Annotated in this window: 13 protein-coding genes; 4 read left to right on the top strand and 9 right to left on the bottom strand. The window is 66.2% G+C overall.

All coding sequences use genetic code 11. From position 1 onward, the window contains the following. Positions 1 to 76: 76 nt before the first annotated feature. The 8 genes from HGB10_03705 to HGB10_03670 all read right to left on the bottom strand — a co-directional run bounded on the left by HGB10_03705 (position 77) and on the right by HGB10_03670 (position 9,286). Positions 77 to 1,123 carry a glycosyltransferase gene (locus HGB10_03705; GenBank protein NTU70911.1) on the bottom strand — a complete coding sequence of 349 codons (1,047 nt, stop codon included), beginning with the start codon at positions 1,121 to 1,123 and terminating at the stop codon, positions 77 to 79. Next, positions 1,120 to 2,700, bottom strand: a complete 1,581-nt coding sequence (locus tag HGB10_03700) for a flippase (GenBank protein ID NTU70910.1) — start codon at positions 2,698 to 2,700, stop codon at positions 1,120 to 1,122. Before HGB10_03700 ends, HGB10_03705 begins: the two co-directional genes overlap by 4 nt. A gap of 3 nt (positions 2,701 to 2,703) precedes the next feature. Further along, positions 2,704 to 3,666, bottom strand: a complete 963-nt coding sequence (locus HGB10_03695; GenBank protein ID NTU70909.1) for a radical SAM protein — start codon at positions 3,664 to 3,666, stop codon at positions 2,704 to 2,706. A 4-nt stretch (positions 3,667 to 3,670) separates the two neighbouring features. Then, positions 3,671 to 4,945 (bottom strand): 3-isopropylmalate dehydratase large subunit, encoded by a 1,275-nt coding sequence (gene leuC, locus HGB10_03690; GenBank protein NTU70908.1) that lies wholly within the window; start codon positions 4,943 to 4,945, stop codon positions 3,671 to 3,673. 80 nt (positions 4,946 to 5,025) lie between these two features. Continuing rightward, positions 5,026 to 5,781 carry a glycosyltransferase gene (locus HGB10_03685; protein ID NTU70907.1) on the bottom strand — a complete coding sequence of 252 codons (756 nt, stop codon included), beginning with the start codon at positions 5,779 to 5,781 and terminating at the stop codon, positions 5,026 to 5,028. Further along, complete coding sequence (locus HGB10_03680) at positions 5,778 to 8,129, bottom strand: glycosyltransferase (protein ID NTU70906.1); 2,352 nt, start codon at positions 8,127 to 8,129, stop codon at positions 5,778 to 5,780. The genes HGB10_03685 and HGB10_03680 overlap by 4 nt, the downstream gene beginning before the upstream one ends. Then, positions 8,126 to 8,509: a DUF2304 domain-containing protein gene (locus HGB10_03675; GenBank protein ID NTU70905.1), complete on the bottom strand. Its 384-nt coding sequence runs from the start codon at positions 8,507 to 8,509 to the stop codon at positions 8,126 to 8,128. The genes HGB10_03680 and HGB10_03675 overlap by 4 nt, the downstream gene beginning before the upstream one ends. Beyond that, the gene (locus tag HGB10_03670; protein NTU70904.1) at positions 8,510 to 9,286 is read right to left on the bottom strand and encodes a glycosyltransferase family 2 protein; all 777 of its coding nucleotides are present in this window, start codon (positions 9,284 to 9,286) and stop codon (positions 8,510 to 8,512) included. Between the two features lie 78 nt (positions 9,287 to 9,364). Here HGB10_03670 and HGB10_03665 point away from each other — a divergent pair, with 78 nt between their 5' ends. The 4 genes from HGB10_03665 (at position 9,365) to HGB10_03650 (ending at position 13,827) form a co-directional block, all read left to right on the top strand. Further along, positions 9,365 to 10,417 carry a polysaccharide biosynthesis protein gene (locus tag HGB10_03665; protein NTU70903.1) on the top strand — a complete coding sequence of 351 codons (1,053 nt, stop codon included), beginning with the start codon at positions 9,365 to 9,367 and terminating at the stop codon, positions 10,415 to 10,417. Positions 10,418 to 10,424: 7 nt separating this feature from the next. After that, the gene (locus HGB10_03660) at positions 10,425 to 11,810 is read left to right on the top strand and encodes a hypothetical protein (protein NTU70902.1); all 1,386 of its coding nucleotides are present in this window, start codon (positions 10,425 to 10,427) and stop codon (positions 11,808 to 11,810) included. Positions 11,811 to 11,884: 74 nt separating this feature from the next. Beyond that, positions 11,885 to 12,961 (top strand): UDP-N-acetylglucosamine 2-epimerase (non-hydrolyzing), encoded by a 1,077-nt coding sequence (gene wecB, locus HGB10_03655; GenBank protein ID NTU70901.1) that lies wholly within the window; start codon positions 11,885 to 11,887, stop codon positions 12,959 to 12,961. A gap of 38 nt (positions 12,962 to 12,999) precedes the next feature. Beyond that, entirely contained in the window at positions 13,000 to 13,827 is an 828-nt protein-coding gene (locus tag HGB10_03650; GenBank protein ID NTU70900.1) for an SDR family oxidoreductase, read from the top strand. A 2-nt stretch (positions 13,828 to 13,829) separates the two neighbouring features. Here HGB10_03650 and HGB10_03645 read toward each other — a convergent pair whose 3' ends face one another. Beyond that, entirely contained in the window at positions 13,830 to 17,510 is a 3,681-nt protein-coding gene (locus HGB10_03645) for a hypothetical protein (protein NTU70899.1), read from the bottom strand. Between the last annotated feature and the right edge of the window lie 64 nt (positions 17,511 to 17,574).

Here is a 17,574-nt window from a genome sequence, read left to right as displayed (position 1 = left end):
CTTTAAGCAAGATGTATGCCGATTAGGGCAGGACGCGACTGCGCCTACCGCACTCTCCCGCGGCAGAGGTTCTTGTTCAACGCCATGGGTCAAAAGCACCGAGTCGGACAAGAGCGGCTTGATACAGCCTGTCGGGCAGAGAACAGAACGCCTCGAGCGCCCATCGGTGGGTACTCACGAACCGCAGCACCGGGTTACGCCACAGATCCCGGCACACCGCAGACCGCTCCCATGCTCCGAATCGATCCCGCAGTAGCGAGAATGCGGCATCCATGAAGCGCCCCACGTCGCGCCCACTCGCGCGCGCGAACAGGTCCGGATATCGTCCGGCAATGAGGTGCGTGAGCGAGAGTCGCAGCAGGCCGTCACGGTTACCCGCGAAACGTCCCTCGGCGATGTACGCGTCGAGTACATCCCTGAAGCTCTCAATGAGGTCGAGATATCTGGCGCCGTAGTCGCCTGATATCGAGTCCGAGCGCTGCCTGCGGTACCGATACAGTGGTTCGTCGACCTTCTCGATCCGCTTCGACCCGGCCACAAGCCGGTACGTGACCGGAACATCTTCGAAGTAGCGCCCCACGGGGAACCGCATGCCCGCATCGGCAAACAGCTCGCGGGCATAGAGCTTGTCGCATGCACTCGCATCGACGCGGTAGATGAGCCGCGGCTCTTCGGCAAGCGAGTGGCCGAACACCCGCATGTCGGGCTCGGGATAGAAATCGCCAGCGGCCTGATGGTCGATGAAGTTCTCCATGCCGCACAAGACCAGGTCGGCGCCGGTTGCGATCGCTCGCGCATGAAGCTTCTCGAGCATGTCGACCGTGATGAGGTCATCGCCGTCCACGAACGCGAGGAACTCCCCCCGCGCCAGATCGATTCCGTGATTGCGCGCGTCCGAGAGGCCTCCGTTGGGCTTGTGAAGCGAACGGATGACGCCGGGATGTGCCGATGCATAGCGATCGGCGATTGCGGGAGTGGTGTCGGTGGACCCGTCATCAATGAGCACGATCTCGAAGTCCCGAAACGTCTGTGCGAGCACCGAGTCCAGGCACTCCGGAAGATAGTCCTCAACGTTGTAGGCCGGCACGATCACCGAGATCACGGGTGCGAGCTCAGCATTCATCGGGAGCCTCCGCGCAGCATCTCAAGCGGTACGGCGATGCGCGCCCGCAGCTGCAACCGGTCACGAGGCGAGAGCAGGAGCGCGTATGCGCAAGCCCAGTACGCGCCCACCGCCACGACGGCGATGACGCCGACTCCGAGCATGCTGCCCGCGAGCGGCGTCAAGGTACCCAACGCGGCGACACCGACAGCGACCGGTGCAAGCAAGTAGCCGGCAGCTGAAACCCCGATCCATCGGCTGAAGCCGACTCCCAGCTCGGGCAGAATGAGCCACGCGTACACCGGTAGTTCGAGGAACCCTGCCAGCACCGTCCCGAACGACACCCCAACCAGGCCGAACCGCGGCACGAGCATAACGCTCAAGATGACGTTGAGAAGTGCGAGCGCGAGACCGGGCGGCACCCAGAGTGCGATGCGCCCCTTCCCCATCAGCACGAGATCGCCGATGAGATAGAGCGGCACGAACACCTGGGCGACCACGAGCAGCCGCGCGAGCATGATGCTGCTCTCGAAGCCCGGACCGAACCAGAGCCTGATGAACGGGCCGGCGAGCACGACGAGTACGCAGATGATCGGCAGAACCGCGAGCACGACGTTTCGGCTCCCCCGCACAAACAGGTCGCGCAGGCCCTCATCGTCGTGCGCGGCGGCCATGCGCGACGCCACAGGCAGCACGGCCGAGATCGGCAGGCCGATCACCTGCGAGACGAGCATGCTGAGCTTGGCCGCGACCTCGTAGAGCGCGACGGCTAGCGGGCCGAGCATGATCGCCACGACGAGCCGGTCCGTCTGCTCACGATTCACGAACTGAGTGAAACTCACGGCGAAGATGGGGATGCCGCCCGAGACGATCTCCTCGGCGACGGAACGCTGAGGCATGACCGCCATGCGGCCCGCGGGCCGAACCGCGGCAAGGGCGAACATGTTGATGACCGATGCGACGAGCGAGATCGTGACGCCGAGCAGCATAAGGACGACCGGGCCCCGGTGCAGCACGAGTACCGTGCCGATGGCGGCCAGCGTGGCGAGTGTGGAGATCAGCGAGGTGCGTGCGACGAGGTCGTAGCGCTCCAGTCCCTGGAGCACCTGGGCGGCGACCGATGCAGGCCACGTCCAGAGCTGCAGGGCCGCCCCGATGAGCAGCAGCGTGCGGAGCAGCTCGGCTTGCTCGGCGCTGACGTTGAAGAGCGAGCCAGCGGCTAGCGCAATGGCGGCGATCACGCCTGCGACGACCACACCGAGCGCGAGCATGACCGCCACGGAGGTGACGACGACACGGGCGAACCCATCGGCGTCATCGAGCGAGACCCGTCGCGCCACGAGTCGCACGGTCGAGGCGCCGACGCCGAGGTCGAACATGACAGCGATCCCGGTCACGGTCATCGCGATGACGTACACGCCGTACTGCTCGATACCGAACGCCTTGACGAGCAGCGGGAAGAATACGAGCGTCGACACGAGTGATGCGAACTGAGCGACTCCGTTTACCGCGGTGTTGGCGACGATGCTCCGGCGGGGCGGCGGGGCGGCGGGGTCTTGGGATGCAGCGGTGTCAGGCGCAGAGTCCGCGGCGACCATGCGTCACTCGCCCGGGGTGGGCGGCTGACAGGCGACCCACTCGTCGATCGTGCGCTTGGAGCGGTCCCAGACGTAGGCCTCGCGGTGGTCGAAGTCGCAGTGACGGCACCACGGTACGGGCTCCATGAGGAACCGCATGATCTCGTAGGGATCCTCATCGATCGAGATCGAATCCGCCGGCCCGGCCTCTATGTCCGGCACGTCGTACTTGTTCTGGAAGATGTCGATGAATGCGATGTACGCGCAGGGATAGAGACGCCCATCCTTCATCACCGGACAGTTCATCACGCCGCGACACTGCCTGAATGAAACGGCCGCGTCCTGCGAACCGGTCAGGTCGATTGGGAGTTTGAAGAACTCCTCTCGCGGCTCGGTCCACTCGATGAGCACGCCGTGGTCGTTAGCAAGCCTGTCAATCTCCTCGCGCGAAGCGCCCACGGGGTAGTCATCGCACAGCAACCACGCACCCGTTACGCGCATGGCGTCCCAGAACTCCTCGCCCATCCGGTTGACCATCACGCCGTTGGTCATGAGGTTGATGCGCGAGTTGGGGAAGTGATCGCGCGTTGTCTCGATGAACGCCGGCAGTTCGGGATGGAGCAGCGGTTCGCCGCCGAGCAGGTAGATCTCGGTGATGTCGGAGAACACGTGCGTGAGGCGGTCGAGTTCGCCACGATACTGCCCGATGTCGCTGAAGTGCTTCTCGGAGATGTTGCTGAAGTGTGTGCATCCGCGGCAGTTGAGGTTGCAGTGATCGGTCACGTGGTAGAGCAGCCGATGCAGGACCGGAGGCCGGCGCAGGACGTAGCGGCGCCACGCGAACTCGAATGGCCCGCTGCGCGACACGAAGCCCGGCACATAGTGCCGCCGCATGATGGAGTCCTTGACGCCGTCGACAAACGACGCAGGAAGCACCGCGCGCACTGCTCGGCGCAACGGCGCCGGTATCGAGGTGAAGATGCTCACGCGACTAAACCGCGCCCAGGTCCTCCGGCAGCGCGATGTGGCCTGCGACGGCGGTGGCGGCGGCTACGGCAGGCGATGCGAGGTAGACCTCGCTGGTAGGGTCGCCCATGCGGCCGACGAAGTTGCGGTTGGTGGTTGCGAGCGCGCGCTCCCCTGCAGCCAGGATGCCCATGTGGCCACCGAGGCACGGTCCGCAGGTGGGCGTTGACACCGCAGCGTTGGCGTCGAGGAATATGTCGAACAGGCCCTCGTGCATCGCCTGGCGGTAGATCTCCTGCGTGGCGGGGATGATGATGCAGCGGATGTTCTCGTGGACGACGCGGCCCTTGAGAATCGACGCGGCGATGCGCATGTCTTCGATGCGGCCGTTCGTACAGCTGCCGATGACGACCTGGTCGACCCAGATGTCACGGGCGTCTGCGGCCGGGCGCGTGTTGCTGGGGAGGTGCGGGAAGGCGACCGTGGGAACGATTGTGGACGCGTCGATCTCGATGACCTGCGCGTAGACCGCATCGGGATCGCTGAAGTACTCGACCGCGGTGCGCTCGAATCGGCCCTCGACGTAGGCGCGAGTCGTGTCATCGACCGCGATGATTCCGGACTTTCCGCCGGCCTCGATGGCCATGTTGCAGATCGTCATGCGGTCATCCATACCGAGCGACTCGATGGTGTCGCCGGTGAACTCCATCGCCTGATAGAGCGCGCCGTCGACGCCGATCATGCCGATGATGTGCAGGATGATGTCCTTGCCGCACACCCAGGGGCCGAGCTTGCCGGTGATGTTGAACTTGATGGACGCCGGCACCTTGAACCACGCCGAGCCGGTCGCCATACCGGCTGCGGCGTCCGTGGAGCCCACGCCGGTCGAGAACGCGCCGAGCGCTCCGTATGTGCACGTGTGCGAGTCGGCGCCGATGATGACGTCACCGGGGCCGACGACACCCTGCTCGGGAAGCAGAGCGTGCTCGACTCCCATGCAGCCCACCTCGTAGTAGTGCGAGATTCCCTGTGCGCGCACGAAGTCGCGCATGATCTTGGCCTGCTCGGCGGACTTGATGTCCTTGTTGGGTGTGTAGTGATCGGGAACGAGCACCACCTTGTTCGCATCCCAGACGCTGCCGGCTCCCGTCTTCGCGAACTCACGGATCGCGATGGGTGCGGTCACGTCGTTGGCGAGCACGATATCGAGCGCACAGTTGATGAGCTGCCCGGGCTCGACCTCGGGCAGACCAGCGTGCGCGGCGAGGATCTTCTCGGTGATGGTCATGGGACGGGTCATACGTGGCTCCTTACAGCGAGAACGTGTAGAGGGATTCTAGCAGGGACGAACCGGAGTCGGGACCGTCTCGGCGGTGCAAGTCAGCGGATTGAACGCACGCCACGCATCAGGGAGGCCGCGACGACCGAGCGCGCCCACGCCAACCGCGCCACGAGCGGCGCGACGCCGTGCAGGATGCGTGCCCGGCGGTACTCATCGGCGGTCACCGCGAGCTGGCGGGAACTCGAACCGCCGAGGCTGTAGGCGACGAGCGGCTGCGCGATGTGCACCGCGCGCAGGCCGGCCTCGAAGAAGCGCAGGTAGAACTCGTAGTCGGCAGCTACGCGGTAGGTCTCGTCGAACGGACCGAGGCGATCGAATGCGGCCTTCGAGAAGGCGCAGGCCTGGTGGCACACGGGTAGCTCGCGTGGAATCCCGCCGACGAGCCGTGGAGCGAGTAGCGCCGGCTGTGGACGGGTGCGGCCGTCGGGTTCGACCACGACCGCGTCGCCGTACACGAGATCGGCGCCGTCGGCCCCGGGCGCAGCCGCAAGCGCCGCGAGCGAGCCATCGAGCAGCCGGTCGTCGGCGCCGAGCACGAGCACGTGCGTGCCGGTGGCTCGTGCGACGCCGACGTTCAGCGCGTCGTAGATGCCGTCATCCGGCTGAGACGTGTGCGAGAGCCGACCGCCGAAGCGCTCGGATGCGGCATCGAGCAGCGCAACCGTGCCGTCGGTCGACCCGCCGTCAACCACGATGTACTCGTGCAGGGCGTCACCCTGAGCGAGTACCGACTCGATGGCATCGCCGATGACCGGCGCCGCATTCAGGCATGCCGTGATGACGGTGAGCCTCATTGCGCGCTCCCCTGGCCGGAAACACAGCGCGCGGGCATCCGCTCGGCCATCGCGAGACGGCGCTGCTCTGCGCGCGCGCCCCATGAGCCCTCGTTCTCGATGGCGGTGCGCCCGGCGGCGCCGAACGCGCGGACCGCCTCGGTGTCGGCCGCGAGCTGCGCGACCGCACGAGCGATCGCGCCGGCATCGCCCGGAGGCACCACGATTCCGGCGCCGTAGCGGCGGATCACGTTGCCTACGCCCGGATAGTCGGTGCCGATGACCGGCACGCCGCACGACATCGACTCGTACAGCTTGAGCGCCGAGAAGCCGGTCTCCCCGCGATCGGGGGTGTACTGCACCGACGTGGACGCCAGACACTGCGAGATGACGCCCGGCAGCTCCTCGTAGGGCAACCGGCCGAGGTAGTGCACCGAGCCATCCGTCGCATCGGTCACGGCCTGCTCGACGACGGGACGCCGCTCGCCATCGCCAACGAAGACGAGGTCGACCCCCGCAGGCCATGCGGGATGGCGCTTGGCCTCGGCGAGGAACTCCAGGCCTTGCCACGGCGCGAACTGTCCGAAGAAGAGCACGAAGCGGTCGGGAAGGCCGGGGCGCGGCGTGGCGTCGGGTCGGAACAGCGACACGTTCGCGCCGTTAGGGCTGATGCAGATGCGCTCGTGATGCGTCTCGTGCTCGAGCCAGATACGTTGTGGCTCCGTCCCGCAGAAGACGAGCGTTGCGTCACGATACTGCGCCCGCTGCATCTGCTCGAACACAGGTCGTCCGAGCCGAGCAGCCGGCCACGCGATGAAGAGGTCCTCGTAGGTCCCGTTGCACTCCTGGAAGACGGGTATGCCCGCACGCCGTGCCCAGCGCGATGCTGGGTAAGCCATCGTATGGCCGCGCACGTAGAGCGCGTCGTACGTGCCTATCGCGTCCTTGAGCGCACGCTGCACACGCCACATCTCGCGAGCGCGACCGAACGGACCGGGCGCGCCGGTCGATGGGTAGCGCGGAAACCAGGTGTCGACCGCCCAGCCGCTGCGCTCCCACCCGCCGATGATCTCGCGCACCGCCGCCCAGCTGTCCTGCCCTTCGGATACCGCCTGTAGGCTGAGGTAGGCGATTCGCGCGCCCGGCTCGAAGTCCGCGGCGCTGAGCTTCGAAGCCGACGTTGGCGAGGGCGCTGCGGCCCTGCGTGACCGCCCCACTTCGCGATAGAGGTCCCAGACCTGATCCGCGACGCGATCAATAGAGTAGTTCGCGAGCACGCGCTCACGCGCCCGTCTGCCCATCGATGCGCGCTCCTCGGCGGACAGGGCCGCGAGGTGCAGCCAGGCGTCGGCCAGCGCGGACGCGTCGTTGGGCGGCACGATGATCCCCGTATCTCCGACGATCAGCGCAGAATCGCCTACGTCGGTCGCCGCGCATGGCGTACCACACGCCATCGCTTCGATGAGCACGAGCGGGAACGCCTCGCCCAGCGATGAGGACGTTGCGACATCGAGCGCGGCCATGACCCTGGGAACGTCACTGCGCGGTCCGATGAGTACGACCCGCTCGGGGTGTGGTGTGGCCTCGCGCAGCTTCGGCAGCAGCCAGTTTGCATCGGTGACGTCGCGACCGGCCAGCACGAACTGCGCATCCCCGCCCCGCTCGAAGAACACGCGCACGGCGTCGAAGAAGCCCGGGTGGTTCTTCTGCGAGTCGACTCGGGCGACCAAGCCGAGCAGGAAGCGGTCGTGGGGCACGCCGAGTTCGTCTCGGATGGCGCGACCCGCGTCGTCGTCGGGCGTGAAGCGATCGGTGTCGACGCCGTTCGGGATGACGCGGACCTTGCGGGCGACGTACCCACGCGCCACGTGATTGCGTGCTCCTGCCTCCGAGCACGACACGATCACATCAGGCACAACATGCGAGAGCAGCGCGCAGGCGCGGACCACGGTGCGCGTCTGCAGGCGCACCCGGTCCGGCGACAGGTCGGAGTTGTGCAGGTGCCAGATGACGCGTCGGACGCCGGCGAAGCGCGCCGCGAGTCCGCCCATGAGGTCGGCATGGTAGAGCCACGTGTGGACGATGTCGGGCCGATACGCGCGAAGCTCCGAGGTGAGTCGGAGCAGTGCCGTCAGGCTCGGACGGCCCGCGAGCATATGCAGACCGGTGACGGTGATGCCCATCGCCTCGATCCGCTCGGCGATGGGGCCGCCGTCGATGAGTGAGAACACGCGGAACTCGACACCATCCGGCGCATGCGTGAGCAGCTCGGCAAGGAACGTCTCGGCGCCTCCGACCTCAAGGCCGGTGATGACGATGGCGACCTTGGCGGGCAGACCGTCGGCGGCCGTGTGTGCCGGGACGGTCACTCGTCCGCATCCCCCGGCGCGTGGGAGTCGTCCCGCGTGCTCGACGTCGCTTCTGCGAGGCGCGACTCGAGAATCGCCATGCTCCGCGCCAGCGTCGCGAGCTTCTCCTCCACGTCCTTGAAGCGCGCGTACACGGCGAGCAAGGCGACGACGAGGCCGGCCACGGTGGCGTACAGGAGCAGGTCGGCACCACGGCCGACGCCGAGGAAGTTCGCGAAGACGGTGAGCTCATCGGGGAAGAGCACGGCGAGGATCGCGGCAAGAACGAACAGGATGAGCAGGATGCGCTTGCCCGCGCTGGCCAGTGTTGTTCGGCCGGCGCGCAGCACGTAGATGAGGATCGCCAGGAACACCCCGACGAGCAGGAACTTGATGAGCATCTACTTCCTCCTGAACGCACCGATGAAGCTGTCGAACAGTATGTTGACACCGTTGACGATGGACTGCCCTTTGGCAACCGAGTATTCGGTGTAGGCGATGTGGACCGGGAACTCCCGATACGCCAGACCACTGGCAGCAACGGCTCCCACGATCTCGGAAGCGTGCGCCATGCCGTTCTCGCGCAGATGCAGCGTCTCGGCGAAGCGTCGGCTGAACGCGCGCAGCCCGTTGTGCGCATCGGTGAGCCGAAGTCCGGTGGACGCGTTGACCGAGAATCTTGCGAGCGCGAGAGCGATACGCTTGCTGGCCGGCACGTTCGAGCGGTCGTCGAGGAAGCGCGAGCCGAGCACGATGTCTACGGGTTCGGCTCGCATGAGCTCGACCATGCCGAGCGCATCGGCGGGGTCGTGCTGCCCGTCTGAGTCGAACGTCACAAGGTAGCGGACCTCGGGGTAGAGTAGCGCTCGCTCGATGCCGGTCTGAAGAGCCGCACCCTGTCCGAGGTTGACGGGATGACGCACCAGCACGGCGCCGGCAGCAACGATCTCGGTGGCCGAGTCGTCGAGCGAACCGTCGTCGACGGCGATGATGCGTGGGAAGGTCGTCAGGAGGTCGGCCAGTACCTCGCGTACCACGCGCTCCTCGTTGAAGACGGGCACGATGATGGCGACGTCGGAGTTGCTCGTCGAGTTGTCCACGTTCGGGTGCACACCAGCCTCGCGAACCGTGATGCTTGCAGGATGCCGCGCATGAGTGGGCCTCGGCGGCGGGTTCATCATCGCAGATGAGCCGCGAGCGGGCATCTGCCGCTATACTCACCTGTTGGACGCCCGCGAATGTCGAAAGGCCCCCTTGTGAAGCTGTTTGAAGGCAAGCGCATCCTCGTCACCGGCGGTACCGGATCCCTGGGTCAGGTGCTCACTCGTCGCCTCATGTCCGGCGCTGAAGGCGTGCCCGAGAGCGTGACCGTGTTCTCCCGCGACGAGGCGAAGCAGCACTACATGCGCCTCGACTTCATGCACAAGAGCGTGGCCACCGATGAGGTCATCTTCGAGAACGCCCGCAAGCGCTTGCGCTTCATGATCGGCGACGTGCGCGACTACGCGAGCGTCGTGCGCGCCGCCAAGGACGCCGACATCGTGTTCGCCGCAGCGGCGCTGAAGCAGGTCCCGAGCTGCGAATACTTCCCCTGGGAGGCCGTGCGCACCAACATCGAGGGCGCCGAGAACCTCGTGCGCGCGATCGCCGAGAACGACCTGCCCATCGAGACCGTCATGGGAATCACCACCGACAAGGCGTGCAAGCCGGTCAACGTCATGGGCATGACCAAGGCCATCCAGGAGCGCGTCTACATCAACGGCAACCTGCGCGCACCCAACACCCGCTTCATCTGCGCTCGCTACGGAAACGTGCTCGCCTCGCGCGGCTCGGTCGTGCCACTCTTCCTCGACCAGATCGCAAAGGGCGGACCTGTCACCATCACCACCGAGGACATGACCCGCTTCCTGCTCACACTCGAGGACGCCGTCGACACGATCTTCGCCGCCGTGCGCGCCGCCGCCCCGGGCGAGACATACATCCCGCAGTGCCCGAGCGCGAAGATGACCGACCTTGCCGCCTATCTCATCGGCGAGCGTGACATCGAGACGGTCATCACCGGTATCCGCCCCGGCGAGAAGATCCACGAGATCCTGCTCTCCGAGGAGGAGTCGACCCGCACCATCTCCGGGCACGAGGGCTACTACGCTCTGCGCCCGATGCTGCCCGAGCTCGCGGGCTCCGTGTCCGAGCCGGCGCTCGTCGGCGACTACAGCTCGGAGAACGCCTTGATGACGCACGCCGAGCTCGCCGCGTTCCTTGAGGCGAAGATTCCCGACGTCATCGGCGCGGGCTACCTGGAGGCGTAACAGCCCGGTGAGCCCCTCGCTGTTCGCGCGGTTCCTAAAGCGCTGGTGGCCAGTGTGGGCTTCGATGCTGCTCGCGACCGCGACCTTCTCGGTGGCGGTTTCGACGTACCCGACTCCCCCTGTCATCAGCGATGCAGTGGGCTACGCGAGTACCGCCCACACCCTTGTGACGAAACACCTCTACGCCTACGCGAACGCTTCGGGCCAGCCCGACGCCCTCGTCATGCCGGGGTATCCGTTGTTCGTCTCGGCGTTCTATATTTCGCCGGGTGCCGACACGATGCACCAGGTCGTTCGCGATCGGCACCCGTGGCTGCTTGGAAGTCAGCTGCTACTCGCCGTCCTCACGGTCGGGCTGGTCGCCGCGGCCGGCATGGCGATCGGCAAGCGCAGCCTTGGCGCACTCGCGGGGTTCATGGCCGCGCTGTACCTGCCTCTTGCGTGGTCGTCTTCGGTGATACTCACCGAGTCACTTGCCGTGTTCCTGGTCACGCTGCAGCTGCTCCTGGCGCTTCGACTACTACGCGACCCCGAGCCTCACTCTGGCTCCTTCGCAGCGCTTGGCGTGGTGACCGGCCTGGTCACCATCGTGCGGCCCGTCTACCTCCCCTGGCTCCTCGTGCCGCTGGCACTGTTCGCATTGAGCCGCAAGGCCTCGCCGCGGTCGACGGTCAAGCTGGTGGGCATCTGCCTGCTCGGCCTTCTCGCCGTGCTGGCGCCCTGGACGATTCGAAACGCAGTGGTCTTCAACCGCTTCATCCCCCTGACCGCCGAGTGGGAAGGCAAACGTCTGAGTATGGCGCGGGCCATCCTCGACAGCGACGACCCGCAGCGAAGCTCAGACGAGCAGGCCGCATCTGCAGCGGCGATCGCGCACGGGGAGGACGGCGACGCTGCCGCTCTCCGAGTCAGACTGCGACGGCAGATCGCGAGCGACCCCGTCGGCCTGATTGCCCGGCGTCTGTCGTTCAGCTGGACCTCGCTACATACCCCGCACGCGGCCCCCGTGGACCAGTTCTTGATGCAGCGCGATAGCCCTGAGGCTGCCTCTGTCGCCGGGGGCGTCGCCTTCCAGCCACCGCCCGCTCAGCTCACGCGAGCGTTCCGATGGTCGATCGACTCGACGGTCATCTACCAGCAAGTGCTCGTGTGGCTCGCTCTGATCGGACTTCCGTTCGTCTGGCGACGCCCCCGGCTACTTCTCGTGTGGTCGTTCGTCTTCTACTCCGTTGCGCTCTACACGGCGATCTTGTTCCAGCCACGCTACTTCTTCCCGACGATGCCAGCGGTGATCCTGTTGGCCGCCGTGACGATCGCCGGCATTGCCGGCCTGCTGCGACGTCTTGTGCGCCGCAATGCTCCCGAATCAACGACGGATACAGCCAGCATCTGAGCCTCGGCTCGGCATGATTGGCTATACTCGGTGCGACCGCTGACAGACTCGCCGCGAACCTGTGGAGCCACCACATGACCAAGGTCCTCACCCTGCTCGGCACGCGTCCCGAAGTCATTCGCCTCTCGCGTGTGATCGACGTGCTCGATGCCACGTGCGACCACGTGCTGGCCCACACCGGCCAGAACTACGACGACCGCCTCTCGGGCATGTTCTTCCGCGAGATGCGCGTACGCGAGCCCGACGTCCACATGGGCGTGCGCGGAACCAGCTTCGCCGATCAGATCGGCCAGATCATCGCGAAGTCCGAGGAGCTGCTCGCCGCCGAGAGGCCCGACTCGGTGCTCATTCTTGGCGACACGAACACCGGCATCGCCGCATTCGTCGCCAAGCGCATGGGTATCCGCGTCTGCCACATGGAAGCCGGCAACCGCTGCTTTGACGACCGGGTGCCCGAAGAGGTCAACCGCCGCGTCATCGACCACTCGAGCAGCGTGCTGATGCCCTACACCTACCGCTCCGCCGAGAACCTCGTTCGTGAGGGCATCGAGCGCCAGCGCATCTACGTCACCGGCAACCCCATCAAGGAAGTCCTCGACTTCTACGCACCCGAGATCGACGCCGCCGACCCCTTCACCGAGTTCGGTGTCGAGCCCGGCAAGTACTTCCTCGTGACCGCACACCGTGCCGAGATGACCGACGTGCCCGAGCGGCTCGCCTCACTGGTCGCGGCCCTCAACGCCGCAGTCGAGAAGTATGGGATGCCGGCGGTCTGCTCGCTGCACCCACGCACCGCCGACAAGATGAAGGCGTTCGGTGTTGCCGAAGGCGCCGTGAAGTTCGTGCCGCCGATGGGGCTCTTCGACTTCGTTCGCCTCGAGAAGGAAGCGTTCTGCGTCCTCTCGGACAGTGGCACGGTGCAGGAGGAGTGCTGCATCTTCGGCGTCCCGACGGTCACCATGCGTGACGTCACCGAGCGCCCCGAGACGATCGAGTGCGGCAGCAACCTGCTCGCCGGAGTCGAGGCGGACCGCATTCTGCCCGGCATCGACCTCGCGGTTCGGTCGAAGGGCACCTGGACTCCCCCGGCCGAGTACCTCGCCGACAACGTGAGCGACACCGTCGCCCGCATCGTGCTGGGCATCGCGTGAGCGACTCGGCTCGAATCCTCGTCGTTGGCGCGAGCGGCATGCTCGGCCATGAGGCCGTGCGCGTACTCGCACCCGACTTCGAGGTGTGGGGCGCGTGCCGCAACCCGGCAGCCCTCCCCGACCTCGGCGTGCCGAGTGGCCGGATGCTTTCCGGCCTCGACGCCTCGGACATGCAGTCCGCCTACACGCTCATCGAGCGCGTGAAGCCCGACCTCGTCATCAACGCCGTCGGCATCGTCAAGCAGCGCGCCGAGGCCAAGGCCGCGATTCCCTCCATCGAGATCAACGCGCTGTGGCCGCACGTGCTCGCCGACGCGTGCGCGGAGCACGGTGCGCGGATGGTGCACGTGAGCACCGACTGCGTCTTCTCGGGCTCTCGCGGCGGCTACACAGAAGCCGACGTCCCCGACGCCTTCGACCTCTACGGTCGCTCGAAGCTACTCGGCGAGGTGGCCGACCGCGAGAACGCCGTGACCCTTCGTACGTCGATCATCGGCTGGCAGTTTGGCGCGCAGACGGGCCTCGTCGGCTGGTTCGCCGAGCACCACGACGAGCCGCTTCTCGGCTACACCAAGGCGGTGTTCTCGGGATTGACGACCCGCGCGCTCACCGAGCTCATCCGCGACGTCGTCATGCCGGATGCGAGCCTCTCAGGCCTGTGGCACGTCTCGGCGGATCCGATCGACAAGTTCACACTGCTCACGCAGCTCGCCGAGAAGCTCGGCTGGGCGCTGGACATCACGCCCGTGGCCGAGCCGGCCATCGATCGGTCGCTCGACAGCGAGCGCTTCCGCGCCCGCACCGGCTGGCAGCCGGCGAGCTGGAACGAGATGCTCGCCGAGCTGGCAGCCGACTACGAGGGCTAGGCCTAGCGGGACCAGCCGACGCTTGGCCCGACTCCGATCGTCCACTCGGGTGCAAGCGTCTCGACATAGTCGGTGAAGACGCGCGCTCCCTCAGGGCCGACCGCGATGCTGTCGATGTACCAGCCCTCGCCATAGGTGTAGGCGTCGGTGACGTAGTCGAACCTGAGCTGAATCGACTGGCCAGCGTAGGCGGCCAAGTCGAAGCGTGCATCGACCCAGCCGTCGCTCACCCCGGTGATCCCGTTGCCAATATTCTGTCCGCTGGGGTTCTCATTCGTGGTCATGCCGTTTGCGAGAGGCGTCCATGTCTGGCCGCTGTCCGTCGAAACCTGAACGTAGCCGTAGTCCCAGCCGAGCTCGATGTCGTAAAGCGTCTTGAAGTCGAGATAGGACGCGGCCGGCAACGTTCCCGGTACCGCGAGCGTCAAGCTCGTCTCGATGTACTCACCGTCGTTGCCGATGCCGGACTTCCACATGTACGAACCCTCATACGCGGGCATAGGGATGGTGTTGGCGCCGTGGCAGTTTGCGCACTTGCCCGCCGGGTAGTAGCTGGAGAGCCCGGCCTCAACGTAGAACTGGATGTGGCACATCTGGAGCGCGCAACCGTACGGGATCTCGGTGCCTGCTGGTGCGGTACGAACCTGCCCGTGGGCGTCCATCGCATTGGTTCCGGCGATCTGCGTGCCGGTCCTGCTCACGCGGCCGGCATCAAAGGGACGTGACGCCTCGTGCCGGGCGCGGACAGCGGTGTATCGAGCACTACCGACGACAGCGTGGCTGTCGTCATGACAGCTGCCGCAGGTTCCGTCCCATGTCCCGCTGAGCGCGGCGAACTTCGCACTCGTGTGGCATTCCTCGCAAGTGACCGAGAGCGCACGCTCGATACGCGGCGTGAGCGCCGTGTCCCATCCGCCGATCTTGCGGTTGTGCTCCTGGACGAGGTCGGTGGTGTGGCACGTCGTGCGCTCGTAGCCTGCGCCGCCCGGTGTGACGGAACAGCCGAGCCCAGTCGGCGCGGAGACCTTGAGCGTCTCGTCGACCGCATGTGGCGCCAGTGTTGCCTCTGCAGAGTGCTGTTGCCTACCGGCGACCGAGTGACACCCGCTTGTCGCACACGACTTGTCCCAGACTCCCACGACGTCGCTTCTCGGCGACGGGTGGCAGTCGGCACACACGAGCGCGTTATCGGGGGCCGAGGTCGTCTTGCCATGCTCGGTCGCCAGATCCCCGCTGTGGCAGCTTGAGCAGGCGGTCCCGTACGCGTAAGCCGGGTTCACGAGCTGACCAGCGTGCATCTGAGTCGGCAGGAGCGCCATCGTCCACGTGCCGGTCATGGTGTCTGTCACCGAACCGGCGTGCTGCTCGGCATCGTAGCCATGATTGGTGGTGGTCTTGTCTGCGTGGCAGCCACCGGTACTGTCGGTGCCACACGAGTCAGCACCCACGGTTGCGGGACGAGCATCCATCGTCGTGTGACAGCCGGTGTTCGCGCAAGAGCTCGCGGTGAAGGCGCCACCGGACTGGCTCTTCTCGTGGAGCAGAGCAAGATCGGTGTAGTCGTGGCATCGCGCGGTCGAACCTGCACATCCACGCGTTGTCGAAACCGTGTGAGCAGTCGAGTACGCGTTGTGCGCCGTCGCTGTTCCCGTGTCATGACAGTCAGTGCAGCGTGAGTTGGCCCATCCGGCGGCGATGACCGCCTTGGAGCCGAGGGTGGTATCGGAGTGGCACTCGACGCATGTGACCGAACCGCCGGAAGCCGTGGTCGTGGCGTGAGCAGTCAAGAGGGTCGCCGAGTGACACGCGCTGCACTCCTTGCCGCCTGCGGGAACCGGACCGTCGACACCGGTGCCCTGCGCCAGGGCCGTGAACGGCGTGGCCGTGTGCGTCGCGTCGTCGCCCGTGATACCGGGATGGAAGCCGCCCGCGGTGTGGCAGCCCGCGCAGTCAGCGGTCTTGTTCCAGTTGCTGATCTGAGAATGGCACCGTGCACAGGACGGATCCGGGTGAACCGCATGGCAGCTCACGCAATCCGTGGGCGACGTGTACATACGGTCGCTGTGTATCTCGGTGAGCCATCCCTCATGACAGCCGGTGCACTCGGTGCTCGCGGCAGTGGGCGTGTGGGCGGTGTCCCGGTTCGAGTGGATCTTCTCAGTGCCCGCCGGCGCGCCATGATATGCCGGGTGACAGGTTGTGCACCGTGCCGTTGCGGTCGTCCAGTTGATGCGGGATGGATTGTCGTTGTTGTGGCACAGGGCGCACACCGTCGCGTACTGCGGCCGCTCGCTGCCTGCGCCCGCATAGAGCGCATGTGCGTCGATCAGGCTACGAGAGGCCGGGTGGCAGCCGAAGCAGCTGCCCACACTCGGTGAGGTATGCGCAGTCGCGATGCCTGTATGGAAGTCCGTGCCGTCGACCAGGTGGCACCCGCCAGCCTGTCCGCACGTCTTGATGGTGGGCTTCTCAGCCTGCGCGCCGTAGTTGTGGCAACCGGTGATAGCGCACCCGCTCGCGTTCTTGTGCAGGGAATGCAGGTCAGCCGTCGCATGACAGCCCGATCCGGACGCCGCGCATCCCGCAGTCGATGTCGCCGTGACGACCGGAGCCGTCGTGGCGTGCTGCGGGGCAGAGCTTGCCGGCGCATGACATGCGGCACACTGGCGGCTCGTCCAGTTCGCGACAACCTGCGCGGAGCCGGATGCACGCGTGTCGCTGTGACACTCGCCACAGGAGACCGTCGTGCCGTACGGCGAGCCCGCGACAGCGCTGACACCCGTGTGCTGGCCGACAAGCCCACTCGCCGCGTCATGACAGTTGGAGCAGGTCGCGGAGGCGCTGCCGCCGCTCGTCACGGTCGCGGTCATCGCGATAGCCGTGTGCACGCCGGCCGAGTAGTGCAGTGAGCCGAGGTTAGCGGTGTTCGGGGCGCCAACGTAGCTACCGTCGTGGCAGCTGACGCACTCCTTGGTACCCGCGTATCCGGGCTTGGAGGGCGATGCATGGCAGGCCCCGAACAGGCAGCCCGCTGTCGGGTGATAGGGCGTGAACGACGCATGGGTTGCATCCGTGCCGTGACACCCCGCCCCCGAGTTGGTGCAGCCTGAGTCACCGGCGGCATTGAGATCAGATGCACCGGTGAAGGCGTGCAGGCTCTCGTGATCGGCACCGGGGTGGCAGGCCGCGCACTCGCTGTTGCCGGCGTTGATAGCTGCGCGGACCAGTGGGTCGGTGGTGTCATGACAGGTAGCACATGTCATGAGAGCTCCAGTGGAAATGGTGCGTCCGTTGTGCTCGATGGTGATCTCAGCGTTGTGACACGGCACGCACGTCGAGGCGACCGCATTGGTGTGCATGTCGGAAGGCGTACCCGCATGACCCCAGCTGACCTCATGGCAGTTCGCGCAGGGGTGCTCGTGCTCGTCGAGTGCCGAGCCCGGTATGTGGCAGCTGTCGCAGTTGACGTAGGTCACAGGCATCTCAGAGCCGATGACGGTGACCGGTGTGAAGCTCGCTGAGATGGTGTGGGGTGCGGTGACGTTTGAGAAGGTGTAGGTCGACACCGCTCCCACACTCGTGCCGTCCACGGTGACGTTTGCGATCTGATAACCGGCAGCAGGGGTGATGGTGTAGGCCTGGCTCGTGCCCTCGGTGACACTCGTGGCACCGGCGGGGCTCACGGAGCCGTTCGCCCCCGAGCTGGCGGTGATGGTGTGGGATGCCGGCGGGATGACAGGATCTGAG

The sequence above is a fragment of the Coriobacteriia bacterium genome (genome assembly GCA_013334745.1).
Lineage (GTDB): Bacteria > Actinomycetota > Coriobacteriia > Anaerosomatales > JAAXUF01 > JAAXWY01.
This window is presented reverse-complemented; position numbering and strand designations above follow the sequence as displayed.

Bases quoted from the DNA above. Each gene is read 5' to 3' on its own strand.
- HGB10_03675 (NTU70905.1), bottom strand. From the start codon at position 8,509: ATGCTCATCAAGTTCCTGCTCGTCGGGGTGTTCCTGGCGATCCTCATC.
- HGB10_03700 (NTU70910.1), bottom strand. From the start codon at position 2,700: ATGGTCGCCGCGGACTCTGCGCCTGACACCGCTGCATCCCAAGACCCC.
- HGB10_03650 (NTU70900.1), top strand. From the start codon at position 13,000: ATGCTCGGCCATGAGGCCGTGCGCGTACTCGCACCCGACTTCGAGGTG.
- wecB (NTU70901.1), top strand. From the start codon at position 11,885: ATGACCAAGGTCCTCACCCTGCTCGGCACGCGTCCCGAAGTCATTCGC.
- leuC (NTU70908.1), bottom strand. From the start codon at position 4,945: ATGACCCGTCCCATGACCATCACCGAGAAGATCCTCGCCGCGCACGCT.
- HGB10_03705 (NTU70911.1), bottom strand. From the start codon at position 1,123: ATGAATGCTGAGCTCGCACCCGTGATCTCGGTGATCGTGCCGGCCTAC.
- HGB10_03670 (NTU70904.1), bottom strand. From the start codon at position 9,286: ATGAACCCGCCGCCGAGGCCCACTCATGCGCGGCATCCTGCAAGCATC.
- HGB10_03685 (NTU70907.1), bottom strand. From the start codon at position 5,781: ATGAGGCTCACCGTCATCACGGCATGCCTGAATGCGGCGCCGGTCATC.